Source organism: Alkalihalobacillus bogoriensis ATCC BAA-922, from assembly GCF_000621445.1.
Classification (GTDB): domain Bacteria; phylum Bacillota; class Bacilli; order Bacillales; family Bacillaceae_F; genus Bacillus_AO; species Bacillus_AO bogoriense.
Genome location: NZ_JHYI01000006.1, coordinates 260,389 through 273,931, shown reverse-complemented (window position 1 = coordinate 273,931; position 13,543 = coordinate 260,389). Strand labels below are relative to the sequence as shown.

Genomic DNA, 13,543 nt, shown 5'->3' with positions numbered 1-13,543 from the left:
TTAGCAAAGTGTTCGTACAAACAGTGAACAACAAAAGTAGGAGGAAAGTGACGTGAGCTCAATAAATTTTACAAATGAAGTGGAAAAAAGAAGAGACGAAATCATCCGATCAACTCAAGCCTTTTTGCAGATAAACAGCGTCCTTGATGAAGAAACAGCGACAGAGGGACAACCTTTTGGTAAAGGGATTATGAATGCTTTGAATTATTTGTTAACGAAAGGTAAAGAGGATCAATTTACCATAAAAAATCTTGATGGATATGCTGGAACAATAGAATTTGGGCAAGGAAAAGACTTAGTCGGCGTACTTTGTCATATTGATGTTGTCCCACCTGGAGATGGCTGGACAAGTCCACCGTTTGCTGCTGAAATAAGAAATGGAAATGTATATGCAAGAGGGGCGATTGATGATAAAGGACCGACAATGGCCGCTTATTTTGCCATGAAAATCGTGAAAGAATTAGAGCTTCCCTTATCAAAACGAGTACGCATGATTATTGGAACAGATGAAGAAAGTGAATGGCGTTGTGTGGATCATTATTTTGAGCATGATGAAATGCCGACAACAGGGTTTGCTCCTGATGCGGATTTTCCAATTATACATGCAGAGAAAGGTATTGCCGATATTGAGTTTGGAATTCCTGCAAATGAAAAAATCGAGGAAGAGCTTACCCTCCTAACTTTTCGAGCAGGTCATCGTGTAAATATGGTACCTGATTTTTGTGAAGCAACATTAATGTGTAAAAACCAAAAGCTTCAAGCAAAAATAGAACAACAATTTCAACTGTATCTTAAAAAGCGTAATCTAGAAGGACACATGGAAAAAGACGGTGACGCATTACATATTCGAGTTTATGGCGTTTCTGCACATGGCATGGAGCCGAAAAACGGAATAAATGCAGGAACATATGTTGGTGAGTTTTTACATTCTTTCTTTTCACAACCTCATCCATTTTTACAGTTTATTACTTCTTATTTAGTTGATGAATCAAGAGGTCAAGCATTAGGAATTACTTGGTCTGATAAAGTAAGTGGAGACTTAACGATAAATCCGGGTGTGTTTTCTTTTTCTTCAGATGAAGGGGGAAAAATTAGCTGTACGATTCGTTATCCTGTTACACATACGTTTGAGATTATTGAAAAGCAATTACAGCAAAAGATGAACGAATATAATATGCGCTTAACCATCTTAAGTCATTCTACTCCTCACTATGTGAAAGAAGATTCGCCACTAATTCAAACATTACAACGAGTGTACGAAAAGCAAATGGGCGAAAAAGCGACGTTATTATCAATAGGGGGAGGCACGTATGCAAGGTCTTTAAAAGAAGGGGTTGCATTTGGACCTTTATTTCCAGGTCGGAAAGATGTTGCCCACCAAAAGGATGAATATATATCCATTGAAGACTTGTTAAAAGCGACCGCTTTATACGCAGAAGCGATCTATGAATTAGCAAAAGAATAATATTCTCTTACGATAAAAAAAGGAGTCCCTTTAGTCTGGTTACTAAGGAACTCCTTTTTAAGTGCTGTTATTACTTATTTTCAAAATCGAATAAGTCCGTAGATAAATAGCGTTCACCAGTATCACAAACAATCGCAACGACGACATCTTCTGGAGTTAACCGCTTTGCGACTTGTAATGCAGCATAACACGCTGCACCAGAAGAGGGTCCGACGAGAATGCCTTCTTGTTGTGATAATGCGATTGTTGTCTCATACGCCTCTTCATCTTTTATTTTAAAAATCTCATCATACACATCTTCATTTAAAATATCAGGAATAAATCCAGGGCTTGTGCCAACGAGTTTATGTGGGCCAGGTTTTCCTCCAGATAAAACAGGAGAACCAGCAGGCTCGACAACATGAACGGTTGCCTTTGGATAAAACTTTTTTAACTCTTCTCCCGTTCCTGTAATCGTACCACCAGTCCCAGAAGCTGCGACAAAAGCAGATAATGGTTTCCCAATACTGTCCAACGCTTCTTTAATTTCAACAGCAGTTGTATGACGGTGAGCATCGGGATTTGCACTATTTTCAAATTGCATCGGCATAAATGAATTTGGAATTGTCTTTACAAGTTGATGCGCTTTATCAATAGCTCCAGGCATTTTTAAATCGCCGTCCGTTAACACAACTTCTGCTCCATAGGCTTTAAGAATATTAATTCGTTCTTGTGTCATTGTATCCGGCATAACAAGAATCGCTTTATAGCCTTTTGCTGCCGCATTCATCGCTAACCCAATGCCAGTATTTCCACTTGTAGGTTCAATAATGGTTGCACCAGGTTTTAATAACCCCTGTTTTTCTGCTTCGGTTATCATATGGTAAGCGGCACGGTCTTTCACACTTTTGCTTGGATTAAAAAATTCAAGCTTTAAATAGACAGTTGCTCCCTTTTTATCATCAATTCTATTTAACTTTACGAGTGGCGTTTGTCCAATTAATTCCGCCATATTTTGAACGACTCTCATCAGTTTCACTTCCTTTTTTTAAAACAAACATATTTTTAGTTTACCATAACTATGAACAGCATTCCTATTGTGGACGATATCTTTTACAATGAATGAGTGAGAATCTTTTTGTTATAACTAGGTACAATAAAGTCACTGATTACTTTGACGTATAAAAAAATTTAGTTAGAAAGGAATTGAATATGGAAAACACACATTTTTTTCTTGCTATTCCCATAAGTAAAGAAATAAAAGAGATTATCCATCGTTGGAGAGAACAACATCATTCGAATTGGACATTCAAGAGGTGGGTCCATAAAGAAGATTATCATATTACGTTAGTGTTTTTGGGTAATGCAACAAAGGAACAGCGTCAAGCTCTAGATAATCGATTAAAAGAAAAAATAGTTCATGTCAAACCATTTGAACTTACTCTTTCATCATTAGGTGTTTTTGGAAAGCCAGAAAGGCCCCGAATTCTCTGGGGCGGTGTAGAGCAATCGAGCCCATTGCACGAGCTTCAGCACATGGTGGCGAGAATATGTTATGAGGTGGGATTTACAATCGAAACTCGAGCATACAAACCTCATATAACAATTGCTAGGCAATGGAGTGGACAACAACCTTTTGATTTGCCTTTAACGCCATTAACAGATAAAGTAAACACGTGGCAAGTAAATGAATTGGTATTATACCAAACTCATTTACAGCGATCACCAAAATATGAAGCGATTCTACAATTTCCTTTTCAGAACTAGGGGGAATGGCTCAATGTCCATCATCCGGATAATGGTCCATATTATGATTTTATATAGTTTATTTTTTATCGGGGTACAAATCCAAACACGACTTGATTTACCGATTCCTGGAAGTATTGTTGGGATGTTACTTTTTTTTCTGCTTTTATTTTTTAAAGTCATTCAACCGAACTGGATTGAAGAAGGGACGTCATTATTGTTGCGGCATATGCCGCTCCTTTTTTTACCAGTCACAGCAGGAGTTATCGGTTTTGTCCATTTATTTTCTGGCACGGGCATATTTTTAGTTTTCATAGCCATTTTTAGTACGGTTATAGTCATAGTAGTTGCAGGTCTGACAACAAAATGGCTTGTCCAAAAAAAGGAGCAGTCTGATGGGTAACGTATTTGTCAGTTTCTTGTTTATTATGATGACGCTAGCTGTTTATATACTAGGGAAAGTGTTATATAAAAAATATCCGAGTCCACTTACCTTGCCGATTTTAACAGGGACGCTGTTCATCGTATTCATTCTAGTATTCTTTGAAATTCCTTATGAAACATATCAACAAGGTGGCAAATGGATCGAGCATTTACTTGGCCCAGCAGTTGTCGCATTAGGATATCCATTGTATAAACAAAGAGCGTTATTTACAAAATACATTGTTCCGGTATGTGTAGGAGTTGGAGTAGGATCGATTGTCGGAGTGTACACCGGTTTCCAGTTTGCGTACTGGCTCAATATCGAGAAGGAAGTTATGTTTTCTTTATTACCAAAGTCTGTGACGACTCCAGTTGCGATGGATATAGCGCAAACGATCGGTGGCGCAAGTCCGCTTACAGCTATTTTTGTAATGTTTGCAGGGATTAGTGGGGCTGTCGGTGGTCCGCTACTCCTACGGTGGTGCAAGGTAAACGATGTTGTAGGACGAGGGGTTGGAATGGGAACGGCGTCACATGCGATTGGAACTGCGAAAGCGATGGAGCTTAGTGAACAAGAAGGTGCTATTAGTACGATTGCGATGACTGTAAGTGCAGTTATTGTTTCTGTTATTATTCCTGTGTTCGTATTTTTCTTATATTAAGGTATAATAAGTAAAGGAATGACAACAATGGAGGTACAACGTTTGTGGCTCATTTAATAAAATTGGAAGATTATATTTCCAGGTATCAATTTGACATTCATCGTTACCCTAGTCAATTTACTAGGTTAAAAAAAGAGCGATGGCATAATTTGAAATTGGAATGGGAGTTAGGCGAGAGTCCTTTAAATGCTGAGGTAGAGCCTTTCGTTGCCGAGGAACAGGAACAGTCGAAATGGAAAAAGGCCATTCAAAAATTAACTAGCTTTCGTACAACAAAACAAGAGTTCTCAATTATAGAAGAAACTTCAGTTGAACCGCCGTTACGGGAACGGGTGAGAACGATTGAAGATCTTAAAGCTATGTTTAGAAATGAGTTGTTTTTGTCGCAGTTAAGGTGGGCAAGTACATCTTTGATGGAACAGTCTAGAATGAATCCAAAGTATAAGTATGATGAACTTTTGCGAACATTAACATTAAATATTCCGGATAATTATTTTTTAATGTATCGGCCGATTTTTTTAATCAAACAGGCGCCGATTGATTTTGATATTGTCTTGATTGGTCCCACTACGATTTATTGTATCGTTGTATTGGAAGGACAAGATAATAGCTTATTTGAAGGAAGTTCAGAACGGTTTTGGACGGAGTATCGAAGTGGGAAGGAAAAAAAAGTGCTCAGTCCTTATCTTGCGTTAAATCGGATGGCGGGTATCCTAGTCGACATATTAGCTACGGAAGATGTGAACTTCCCAATAAAAAAAATCGTGCTTGCTCCAAATCATATCGTTGATTATTCAAGTGCAAATATGCCTTTTGAAATTGTTGATAGGAGGGTATATGCACAATGGTTCGAAAAAATTGTGAGGCAACCAACACCGATTAAAAGTACCCAAATAAAAGTAACGAAAGCACTGTTGCACTATTGCCATACAACCGCCTACAAACGGCAAGAAGTGATAGAGGACGAATAAAAAAGGATAAAACATCATAATCCCTCCAATTATTGGAGGGATTTGTAATGGAAGGTGACTATCATGCAGCGGGAGAATCAGACAACAATGCAGAATCAGAAGCAATATACATGGCTAGTAAGACAAGAAATGGATTGGCAAGGCGGGATTGAATATTCGATTGAAATAAAAGAGTTACCCGGCTGCGTAAGTTATGGCGATACTTACAAACAGGCAAAAGAAGGTTTAATTGAAGCGGTTACGCTCTGGAAAGAAAAACGAAAAATTAGTCAATTACGCATTCCTAATGAAGGCTCGGACAATATTAACATTCAATCAGCCATGACTCTAAAAGAATTTGAAGACATTAATGCAATTATTCGGGAATGGAAATAGAACTAACGATTCGTTTTGTTGTTGCGGACATAGGTTCCGCTATTTTCAAAAAAGTACGGTTTGGTGAGGTCTATCGGACATAAGTTCTGGTAAATGAATAAAAAAGAAGGTTTTTGCTGCTGTTTTCGTGTAATAACGGAATTGATGACCGTAAAACATGAAAAAGGGTATCAATTTCTTGAAGTAGTGGGAATAGATGGCCGTTACGAAATCACGACTCTATCTTAAAAAAGACTAGCTCCTGGCTAGTCTTTTTACAATGATAAGAAAGCATAAAAATTTTGGTTTAGCAATGAAGCTTTGAAAGCTTATTCTAGAAGAGCGAAGGCTGCGCACTTCGCTTGAAATGAAAAGACGATCCCGCGTTTTTCTTTACGTTTTAAAAAACAATCGTTTTGTTTCCGAACACGATTAATCTGTCTTCAATATGCCAGGCAACAGCTCTTGATAATGTGAGTCTTTCCACATTTCTCCCTGCCACTCTTAGCTGTTCAACGGTATAGCGGTGATTGACCCGCAATACATCTTGTTCAATAATGGGACCTTCGTCTAAATCATCTGTGACATAATGAGCGGTTGCTCCGATTAGCTTAACGCCGCGACTAAATGCTTTTGCATAAGGGTTTGCACCGATAAAGGCTGGCAAAAATGAATGATGAATATTAATAATTTGTTTTGGAAATTGCTGAACAAAATCAGATGATAAAATTTGCATATAACGTGCAAGTACAATAAAGTCGATGTTGTGATCTTGGATAAGTTCAATTTGTTTCGCTTCAGCTTCTTGTTTTGTTTCTTTTGAAACAGGAATATAATAGAAAGGGATACCGTACGATTCAACGGTTTGCTGTAAGTCGGAGTGATTACTTATCACAAGTGGAATATCCACAAAAAGTTCGCCAGCACGCCATTTCCACAACAACTCTAGAAGACAATGATCTTCTTTGGAAACAAAGATGGCCATGCGTTTCATTCGTTTGGCACTCGCTAAGCGCCAGTCAATCTCATATGTTTGTGCAATGGGCTCAAATTCCTTTTTTATCGTTAAAAATGAATGGTCGAAATTCGGTAAATCAAATTCAACTCTCATGTAAAACATCCCGTTTTCTGGGTCTGTTGAGTATTGGTCTGATTGAACAATATTTGCATTGTTCGAATATAGAAAATTCGAAACGGCTGCAACAATTCCCGGACGGTCAGGGCAAGAGAGCAGTAAAGTTGCTCGATTCTCGTTTGTATGTAACATGTCATTAATCCTCCATCATATCAATTGCGCTTGATTTCTATATTTAGTAATAATAGACGATTCATGTTTGTATTGCAAAGATTTTTAAAGAAGGATAATTTCTAGTTACGGGAGGAAGTAATGGAGACGATAAAACCTTGTGCAGAAATGATAAAACTGAACGAGATAAAAGCGAGTGTTCCGATTGATTCCTATCAGCAAGAAATCAGTATAGAATTAAAGAGAGAAGACGGTGATACTGTTCCGATCCAACACGTTCATTTTAGCTTAAAGAATCGAGTTGTTCAGTTATCGATACAAACAATGAATAATATCGAGATGGGATACAATTATATATTGCATTACAATCACGAGCAACTTCCTGTCATTATTGGTGAAGTTGTTCGAACGAGAGATTTTGACAACCTATATTATTATGATGGAGATGACTTAGGTGTATGCTATACGAAAACGTCTACATCGTTTACAGTATGGGCACCAACAGCAACAGAGGTTCAAGTCACATTATTTGAAAAGGCTACTGATAATAAAGGTTTACGTTTTCCATTTACACGGAAAGCAAAAGGGGTTTGGACAACAACAATACCCGGTGATTGGGAAAATTGGTGTTTTACATATCAACTTTATACTCAACATGTATGGAATGAAGCTGTCGACCCATATGTTCAGGCTGTAACGGTAAATGGAGAAAAAGGTGTAATAGTAGACATGGAGAAGTATCAAGTAACGGACTACTTGTTACCTGTTGTGGAAAAGCAAGACGCGATTATTTATGAAGTCCATATTAGGGACTTTTCCATTCATTCTCATAGTGGAATTAAACATAAAGGTAAGTTTTTAGGGTTCACTGAAACAAAGACAAAGGGAAAAAAAGGAACGAAAACAGGACTCGACTATTTAGTCGAACTTGGAGTAACACATGTCGAATTATTACCTCTACATGATTTTGGAAGTGTTGATGAAATGAATCCTAATCAGCACTATAATTGGGGATATGACCCAATCCATTATTTTGCAGTGGAAGGAAGTTACTCTACAAATCCATTGGATGGAAGAGTTAGAATAAAAGAATTAAAACAAATGATAGTGACATTACATGAACACGGAATAAAAGTCATATTAGATGTCGTGTTTAACCATGTCTATATTTGGGAATCATCAGATTTTGAAAAAATTGTACCAGGCTATTACTTTCGCTATGAAGAAAACGGTGAAATGGCAAATGGAACAGGTGTAGGAAACGACATTGCATCAGAACGAAAAATGGTCCGAAAATTTATCTTAGATTGCTTGAAATATTGGGTTAGAGAATATAAGATAGACGGATTTCGCTTTGATTTGATGGGTATATTTGATTTGGAGACAGTCCGTATAATTGAAAACGAGCTGAAAGATATTCGTCCCGATTTACTTCTTTTAGGTGAAGGTTGGGATTTGCCAACTCCATTGCCTTTTGAGAAAAAAGCGACAATCAAAAATGCTAAAGAAGTACCAACGATTTCATTTTTTAATGACCGTTTTCGTGATGTTATTAGAGGAAGTTCTTTTCACAAAAGTGATCGAGGGTTTATTAACGGAAATAAAGAAACCGTCGGTGAGATACTGGAGGGACTTTGTGGAAGTACCGGGTTTCAAAATGAAGGATTATTTACGAACCCAGCTCAGTCAATTAATTATATGGAATGTCATGATAATTACACCGTTTGGGATAAATTATCGTTTACAAATGAAACAGAAGAAGAAAATGTAAGAAGGAAGATGCATCGGTTAGGTACGGCACTTGTGTTACTCGCTCAAGGTGTCCCTTTCCTACATGCAGGTCAAGAGTTTTTTCGAACAAAACAAGGCGTAGAAAACAGCTATAACTCACCAGATTCCATCAATCAGCTAGATTGGGATAGAAAAGAACAATTTAAAAAAGATGTGACGTATGTAAAAAATTTAATTGCCCTTCGAAAGGCACATCCAGCTTTTCGATTAAAAACAACAGCTGAAATTAAAAAGCATATTCAACCATTACCAGCTCCAGACCATGTCGTTGCTTATCTCATGAATGATTTATATGAAATTGATAGTTGGAATAACATTGTTGTCATCCATAATGGTAGTTGGTCAACTATCGAAGTTTCACTACCATATCTTGGACAGTGGCATATTGTCATTGACGAAGAAACCGTTAGTTTGTTACCATTGTATATTGTAGAAGACGAGAAAATTCATGTAAAGCCGTTAACGACGATGATGATGTTTCAATAAATGGCAGAGTCTGATACGACTCTGCTTCTTTAATGGGTTCGAAATTTTCATATCAGGACAATGATGATTGCGGTATAATAATATATTGTAGACTCGTATAGAAAAATGAAATTGAGGGTGAGTTAGGTGAATTTAAACCTAGGAGAAGGATGGCAGGTTTCCCCTGCTGGAGGTGCAACAGGAGAAGCGTATGTTGCCCAGCAAGGAGAAGAAAAATTATTTCTAAAACGAAATTCTTCGCCATTTTTGGCTGTTTTATCTGCTGAAGGGATTGTTCCGAAACTTTTGTGGACAAAACGATTAGAGAACGGGGATGTCATTACGGCTCAAAAATGGGTGAGTGGCAATGAGTTAAAAGCATTTGAAATGAATCAAGGCCGTGTAGCTCAATTACTAGGGAAAATTCATCGTTCTAGCGAGCTTTTACATATGTTTAAAAGGATCGGAAATGAACCTTTAACCCCTCATTCTATTATTGAAGAAATAAAACACCATTTATCGAACGATTATTTCGAAGATGATATTTTAGAGGAAGCGTTAATTTTCTTATATCGTAGACAAGAACAAGTCAAACACGACGAATATGTTGTTTGTCATTGTGATGTAAACCATAATAATTGGATGATGAGTGAAGATGGTGACTTGTTTCTCATTGATTGGGACGGAGCTACAGTGGCAGACCCTGCCTTAGATTTAGGATTAATGTTATATTTATATATACCCGAAGATGAGTGGGAGCATTGGCTCAAACAGTATGGTATTGAACTAACAACAAACCTTCAAATGAGAATGCATTGGTATGTCGTCTCACAGCTTGTGTTAGAAGTGATTTGGCATGGTAAAAGAGGAAAACCTGAAGAAGTGACCCGGTGGAAAGCATTTGTTCAAAATTTAATAAAGAATCAAGGACCCGAGTAATTGTAAAAAACGTATTGGCATGGTAACCAATACGTTTTTTGATGCTTTATTTGTTCATTAAGAGATAGCTTAGGTTACATTGTTTGCAGAAAAAGTCATTGTGAATTTGAGTCTATTCGTCATTATTTCCTAGGGAATTTTATGAATTATTGTCGTTACTCTGGTACTGTTGAATCGTTTCGACCCAATGTTCGACATCATTTTGGTTAAAATGATGGGCATTACCGTAGTGTTGTTCTTGAATGCTTGTAAATGTTTGTTTTAAAGTCTGGTCAAGATTTCCTTCGTGTAGCAATGAAGAAGTTAAACGGGAAATCTGGTCATACTCATCTGTCGTCATATATTGTTGTTCAACTTGATTTTTCAAAATATCAACGAGTAAGCTTAGTTTATGTTTTTCGTTTATTGGCATAGCTAAACACTCCCTTTCAAATAGTAGGATGTGTTTAGCAAAGAAAAATTATCCTTAAATTTCCCTGCCTTTTCGTTGATTATAATCAATGGTTACAGCTTTACCATGCATAAGTAGGTGTAGTTCGTCCATCCACCTTTTAATATTCATCTCGTTTAATTTAATATGTTCTTGAGTGGAATTTGCATCAGAGTTCGTTGTTATATAAGTTTCGAGTTCATCAAAGGTCCCTTTGAAATTAGGGTCAATATCATGAGTGAATCGTATTCTTTTTATTTCTGTTTTTAATGTCGCAAATTGAAGAGGAGTTCCATCACCTGTTTTTATTTGCTCTTGTAAAATGGTTATTATTTTTTCCGTATCCACAAATTTCTTCATGATTCATCAGCCTCCTTGTTCGATGATATCGTGTATTTGTCTATACCCGATACTGGACAAGGTTACACATTTTTATTTCATTTGTGCATTGTTCAGTTGCCATTTAGGTATGTCATTGATTGTAATTGGAGTAAGATAGGACTCGTATTTTAAATAACGAAATATACGTTGCAATGCTTTTTGTTGACCGCTTTTGGTTGAAAAATTGTATTTTCGAATTTGCTTTTGGAATTGATCAAATTCACTAAAAAGTCTTGGGTAAATGGGGTTCAATTCTTTTTTATACATTATAAAAACATCATTACAAACATAGTTAGTAAAGACAAGTTTACTAAATAAAAATTCAGTTTTTTCATTTTCGAGTGGGTGAATACTCTTCCAGTGGGCAAGTAAATGCTTAGATTTTAATCCGTCCTGTAAAATCTGTTGCTCACGTTCTGCGATTCGATAGCCTTTTTTTATTAAAAACTTATAAATAGGGATACTTTCTAATATGTGTTGAATATCATCAATGAATTGTTGAATATTTCCTGGTGTTTGTTCAGAATATGTATAATAAACAAATGTTGCTTTTTCGAAATGAAGGATTCTCTGTAGATGATAGGCGACACTAATATCAATAATTTCGTTTGAATATTCCTTTATATCTTTGGAACCAATAATTAGTAATGCTTTTTCTTTGTCGAATAATACATCAGTAGCTTCTCCGTAAGATGGGCCATGTGGATGTAAATCTCCATGAATCACAGTTAGTGGGTAATGTTGTTGAGCAAATAAATAGAATTCATACGTTTTTTCAGAAACAAATAGCTCTATACTTTCCCCATCGACAGAGCTATAATAGGGTATTGTAAAGCTAAACACAAATTGTGGTTGATTAAGCATAATTACACATCCTCTTTTTAACGTTACAGCAATATTTTATCGAATATTGATAGGACAAGCAAAATAAAAGAGAAAACATGAACAAGGAAGTGTCTTCATGAGATTAAGAAATAAACCATGGGCAAAAGAAGCCATAGCAAAATATCCTCATATCGTCATTCCGAATCCAAAAGAATGTCGTGGAAAATGGAACGAAGTATTTGGAAATAAAAACCCTATTCACATTGAAGTGGGAACTGGTAAAGGGCGCTTTGTGACTGGAATGGGCAAACAACATCAGGATATAAATTATATCGGGATTGAAAAGTATACAAGTGTTTTGTTAACCGCAATGGAGCGGGTTGTGGAATCGGAATGTACCAATGTTAAACTCCTAAATGAAGATGTGGTCGAATTACTTGAGTTTTTTGACGAAGGTGAGATTGAAAGAGTGTATATTAACTTTACCGATCCGTGGCCGAAAAATAGACATGAAAAACGTAGGTTAACTTATAAAGGCTTTCTTTGTCAGTATGAAACGGTCATGAAGTCAGGTGGAGAAGTTCATTTAAAAACGGACAATCAAGGATTGTTTGAATACTCTATTGAAAGCTTTTCATCATATGGAATGAAAGTGCAAAATGTTAGTTTGCATCTCCATAAAAGTAATTTTGAAGGAAATGTAATGACAGAGTATGAACAAAAGTTTAGTGAAAAAGGAATGCCGATTTATCGGTGTGAAGCTGTTTTTCGGTAACTCTTGCTTTTTTTTTGCAAGAGTTTTTTCTATTTTATGGTATGATGAAAGGTAGAGGAGGGATGAAAGTTGGAACAATTACAGGTAGCTGATTGGGCAATTTCATGGTTACGTGGCGGTGTCACGTATTTAGATGGAGGCGCGATGTTTGGGGTTGTCCCAAGGCCGTTATGGAGTAAAAAATATGAAGTAAATGACAAAAACCAAATTGAACTTAGGACAGACCCGATTCTTATTCAAACAGGTGAAAAAAATATTCTCATTGAATCCGGCATTGGCAATAACCGCTTTAGTGAAAAGCAATTACGTAATTATGGGATTACAGAAGAGTCTTTTCTTGAAGAAGATTTAAAAAAGCTAGGTTTAACCGTTGATGATATCGATATCATTTTGATGACACATTTGCATTTTGACCATGTGAGTGGTTTAGCAAAAGAGGTAGATGGAAAGCTTGAGCCGGTTTTTAAAAATGCAATAATATATACAACAGAAATTGAATGGAACGAAATGCGAAACCCAAATATTCGTTCGAAAAATACATATTGGGAGCAAAACTGGAAACCAATTTACGACCAAGTGAAAACGTTTACATCAGAAAAAGAAATTGTACCCGGAATTACAATGTATCATACGGGAGGACATAGTGATGGTCATGCGATTATAAAAATTGAGCATGGTGGACAAACATTATTACATTTAGCCGATTTAATGCCGACACATGCCCATAATCATGTATTATGGGTGTTGGCGTATGATGATTATCCGATGACATCAATCTCTCAAAAAGAAAAATGGCTTATGCCAGGAATTGAAAAAGAAAATTGGTTTTTATTTTATCACGACGCCAAGTACCGCGCGATTAAGTGGAGTCAAACTGGGGAATTGAAGGATTGTGTAAAGCGAGAACGATAGGAAAGCTTCCGAAAATAAGTTAAATAGTAAAGCCGTATGAAATCAACTTGATTTCATACGGCTTTACTATTTAAAAGGAGTTAACCATTCTTATTTTAATAAGTAGCAGTGTCAGAGGTTAAAGGACCTACGTTCGGTTAACTATAAAAAGCAAGCTCGTTTCATCGCCATTTTATTAA

15 protein-coding genes are annotated in these 13,543 nt (G+C 36.6%); 10 read left to right on the top strand and 5 right to left on the bottom strand.

Annotated elements, in window-relative coordinates; translation table 11 throughout:
* The first annotated feature begins 52 nt into the window (after nucleotides 1–52).
* Nucleotides 53–1,465 carry a dipeptidase PepV gene (pepV, locus tag T323_RS0101365; protein WP_026671687.1) on the top strand — a complete coding sequence of 471 codons (1,413 nt, stop codon included), beginning with the start codon at nucleotides 53–55 and terminating at the stop codon, nucleotides 1,463–1,465.
* Nucleotides 1,466–1,535: 70 nt separating this feature from the next.
* On the opposite strand, the gene cysK is transcribed toward pepV, so the two are convergent.
* A complete protein-coding gene (cysK, locus tag T323_RS0101360) occupies nucleotides 1,536–2,474 on the bottom strand; it encodes a cysteine synthase A (RefSeq protein WP_026671686.1) in 939 nt (312 codons plus the stop codon).
* A 182-nt stretch (nucleotides 2,475–2,656) separates the two neighbouring features.
* Between cysK and thpR the strand changes: the two genes are divergently transcribed.
* The 5 genes from thpR (at nucleotide 2,657) to T323_RS0101335 (ending at nucleotide 5,621) form a co-directional block, all read left to right on the top strand.
* Nucleotides 2,657–3,211 carry an RNA 2',3'-cyclic phosphodiesterase gene (thpR, locus tag T323_RS0101355; protein ID WP_026671685.1) on the top strand — a complete coding sequence of 185 codons (555 nt, stop codon included), beginning with the start codon at nucleotides 2,657–2,659 and terminating at the stop codon, nucleotides 3,209–3,211.
* Between the two features lie 13 nt (nucleotides 3,212–3,224).
* Nucleotides 3,225–3,593 carry a CidA/LrgA family protein gene (locus T323_RS0101350; RefSeq protein ID WP_035177210.1) on the top strand — a complete coding sequence of 123 codons (369 nt, stop codon included), beginning with the start codon at nucleotides 3,225–3,227 and terminating at the stop codon, nucleotides 3,591–3,593.
* The gene (locus T323_RS0101345; RefSeq protein WP_026671683.1) at nucleotides 3,586–4,275 is read left to right on the top strand and encodes an LrgB family protein; all 690 of its coding nucleotides are present in this window, start codon (nucleotides 3,586–3,588) and stop codon (nucleotides 4,273–4,275) included. Before T323_RS0101350 ends, T323_RS0101345 begins: the two co-directional genes overlap by 8 nt.
* 44 nt (nucleotides 4,276–4,319) lie before the next feature.
* Nucleotides 4,320–5,246: a hypothetical protein gene (locus tag T323_RS0101340; RefSeq protein WP_026671682.1), complete on the top strand. Its 927-nt coding sequence runs from the start codon at nucleotides 4,320–4,322 to the stop codon at nucleotides 5,244–5,246.
* Between the two features lie 87 nt (nucleotides 5,247–5,333).
* A complete protein-coding gene (locus T323_RS0101335) occupies nucleotides 5,334–5,621 on the top strand; it encodes a type II toxin-antitoxin system HicB family antitoxin (protein ID WP_026671681.1) in 288 nt (95 codons plus the stop codon).
* A 379-nt stretch (nucleotides 5,622–6,000) separates the two neighbouring features.
* Here the strand turns inward: T323_RS0101335 and purU are convergent, their stop codons facing one another.
* Nucleotides 6,001–6,867, bottom strand: coding sequence for a formyltetrahydrofolate deformylase (purU, locus tag T323_RS0101330; protein ID WP_156942359.1), 867 nt, complete (start codon nucleotides 6,865–6,867; stop codon nucleotides 6,001–6,003).
* A gap of 120 nt (nucleotides 6,868–6,987) precedes the next feature.
* Here purU and pulA point away from each other — a divergent pair, with 120 nt between their 5' ends.
* Together pulA and T323_RS0101320 are read left to right on the top strand one after the other, a co-directional pair.
* Entirely contained in the window at nucleotides 6,988–9,123 is a 2,136-nt protein-coding gene (pulA, locus tag T323_RS25615) for a type I pullulanase (RefSeq protein WP_051556287.1), read from the top strand.
* A gap of 126 nt (nucleotides 9,124–9,249) precedes the next feature.
* On the top strand, nucleotides 9,250–10,041 hold the full coding sequence (locus T323_RS0101320; RefSeq protein WP_026671679.1) for a phosphotransferase family protein: 792 nt from the start codon (nucleotides 9,250–9,252) through the stop codon (nucleotides 10,039–10,041).
* Nucleotides 10,042–10,180: 139 nt separating this feature from the next.
* On the opposite strand, the gene T323_RS0101315 is transcribed toward T323_RS0101320, so the two are convergent.
* The 3 genes from T323_RS0101315 to T323_RS0101305 form a co-directional block, all read right to left on the bottom strand.
* A complete protein-coding gene (locus tag T323_RS0101315) occupies nucleotides 10,181–10,453 on the bottom strand; it encodes a YtzH-like family protein (RefSeq protein ID WP_026671678.1) in 273 nt (90 codons plus the stop codon).
* Between the two features lie 54 nt (nucleotides 10,454–10,507).
* Entirely contained in the window at nucleotides 10,508–10,831 is a 324-nt protein-coding gene (locus T323_RS0101310; protein WP_026671677.1) for a hypothetical protein, read from the bottom strand.
* A gap of 72 nt (nucleotides 10,832–10,903) precedes the next feature.
* Nucleotides 10,904–11,716 carry a hypothetical protein gene (locus T323_RS0101305; protein ID WP_026671676.1) on the bottom strand — a complete coding sequence of 271 codons (813 nt, stop codon included), beginning with the start codon at nucleotides 11,714–11,716 and terminating at the stop codon, nucleotides 10,904–10,906.
* Nucleotides 11,717–11,813: 97 nt separating this feature from the next.
* Between T323_RS0101305 and trmB the strand changes: the two genes are divergently transcribed.
* Together trmB and T323_RS0101295 are read left to right on the top strand one after the other, a co-directional pair.
* Nucleotides 11,814–12,452 (top strand): tRNA (guanosine(46)-N7)-methyltransferase TrmB, encoded by a 639-nt coding sequence (gene trmB / locus T323_RS0101300; protein ID WP_026671675.1) that lies wholly within the window; start codon nucleotides 11,814–11,816, stop codon nucleotides 12,450–12,452.
* A 69-nt stretch (nucleotides 12,453–12,521) separates the two neighbouring features.
* Complete coding sequence (locus T323_RS0101295) at nucleotides 12,522–13,364, top strand: YtnP family quorum-quenching lactonase (protein WP_026671674.1); 843 nt, start codon at nucleotides 12,522–12,524, stop codon at nucleotides 13,362–13,364.
* The last annotated feature ends 179 nt before the right edge of the window (nucleotides 13,365–13,543 follow it).

Bases quoted from the DNA above. Each gene is read 5' to 3' on its own strand.
- cysK (WP_026671686.1), bottom strand. From the start codon at position 2,474: ATGAGAGTCGTTCAAAATATGGCGGAATTAATTGGACAAACGCCACTC.
- thpR (WP_026671685.1), top strand. From the start codon at position 2,657: ATGGAAAACACACATTTTTTTCTTGCTATTCCCATAAGTAAAGAAATA.
- T323_RS0101350 (WP_035177210.1), top strand. From the start codon at position 3,225: ATGTCCATCATCCGGATAATGGTCCATATTATGATTTTATATAGTTTA.
- T323_RS0101345 (WP_026671683.1), top strand. From the start codon at position 3,586: ATGGGTAACGTATTTGTCAGTTTCTTGTTTATTATGATGACGCTAGCT.
- T323_RS0101335 (WP_026671681.1), top strand. From the start codon at position 5,334: ATGCAGAATCAGAAGCAATATACATGGCTAGTAAGACAAGAAATGGAT.
- purU (WP_156942359.1), bottom strand. From the start codon at position 6,867: ATGTTACATACAAACGAGAATCGAGCAACTTTACTGCTCTCTTGCCCT.
- pulA (WP_051556287.1), top strand. From the start codon at position 6,988: ATGGAGACGATAAAACCTTGTGCAGAAATGATAAAACTGAACGAGATA.
- T323_RS0101315 (WP_026671678.1), bottom strand. From the start codon at position 10,453: ATGCCAATAAACGAAAAACATAAACTAAGCTTACTCGTTGATATTTTG.
- T323_RS0101310 (WP_026671677.1), bottom strand. From the start codon at position 10,831: ATGAAGAAATTTGTGGATACGGAAAAAATAATAACCATTTTACAAGAG.
- T323_RS0101305 (WP_026671676.1), bottom strand. From the start codon at position 11,716: ATGCTTAATCAACCACAATTTGTGTTTAGCTTTACAATACCCTATTAT.
- trmB (WP_026671675.1), top strand. From the start codon at position 11,814: ATGAGATTAAGAAATAAACCATGGGCAAAAGAAGCCATAGCAAAATAT.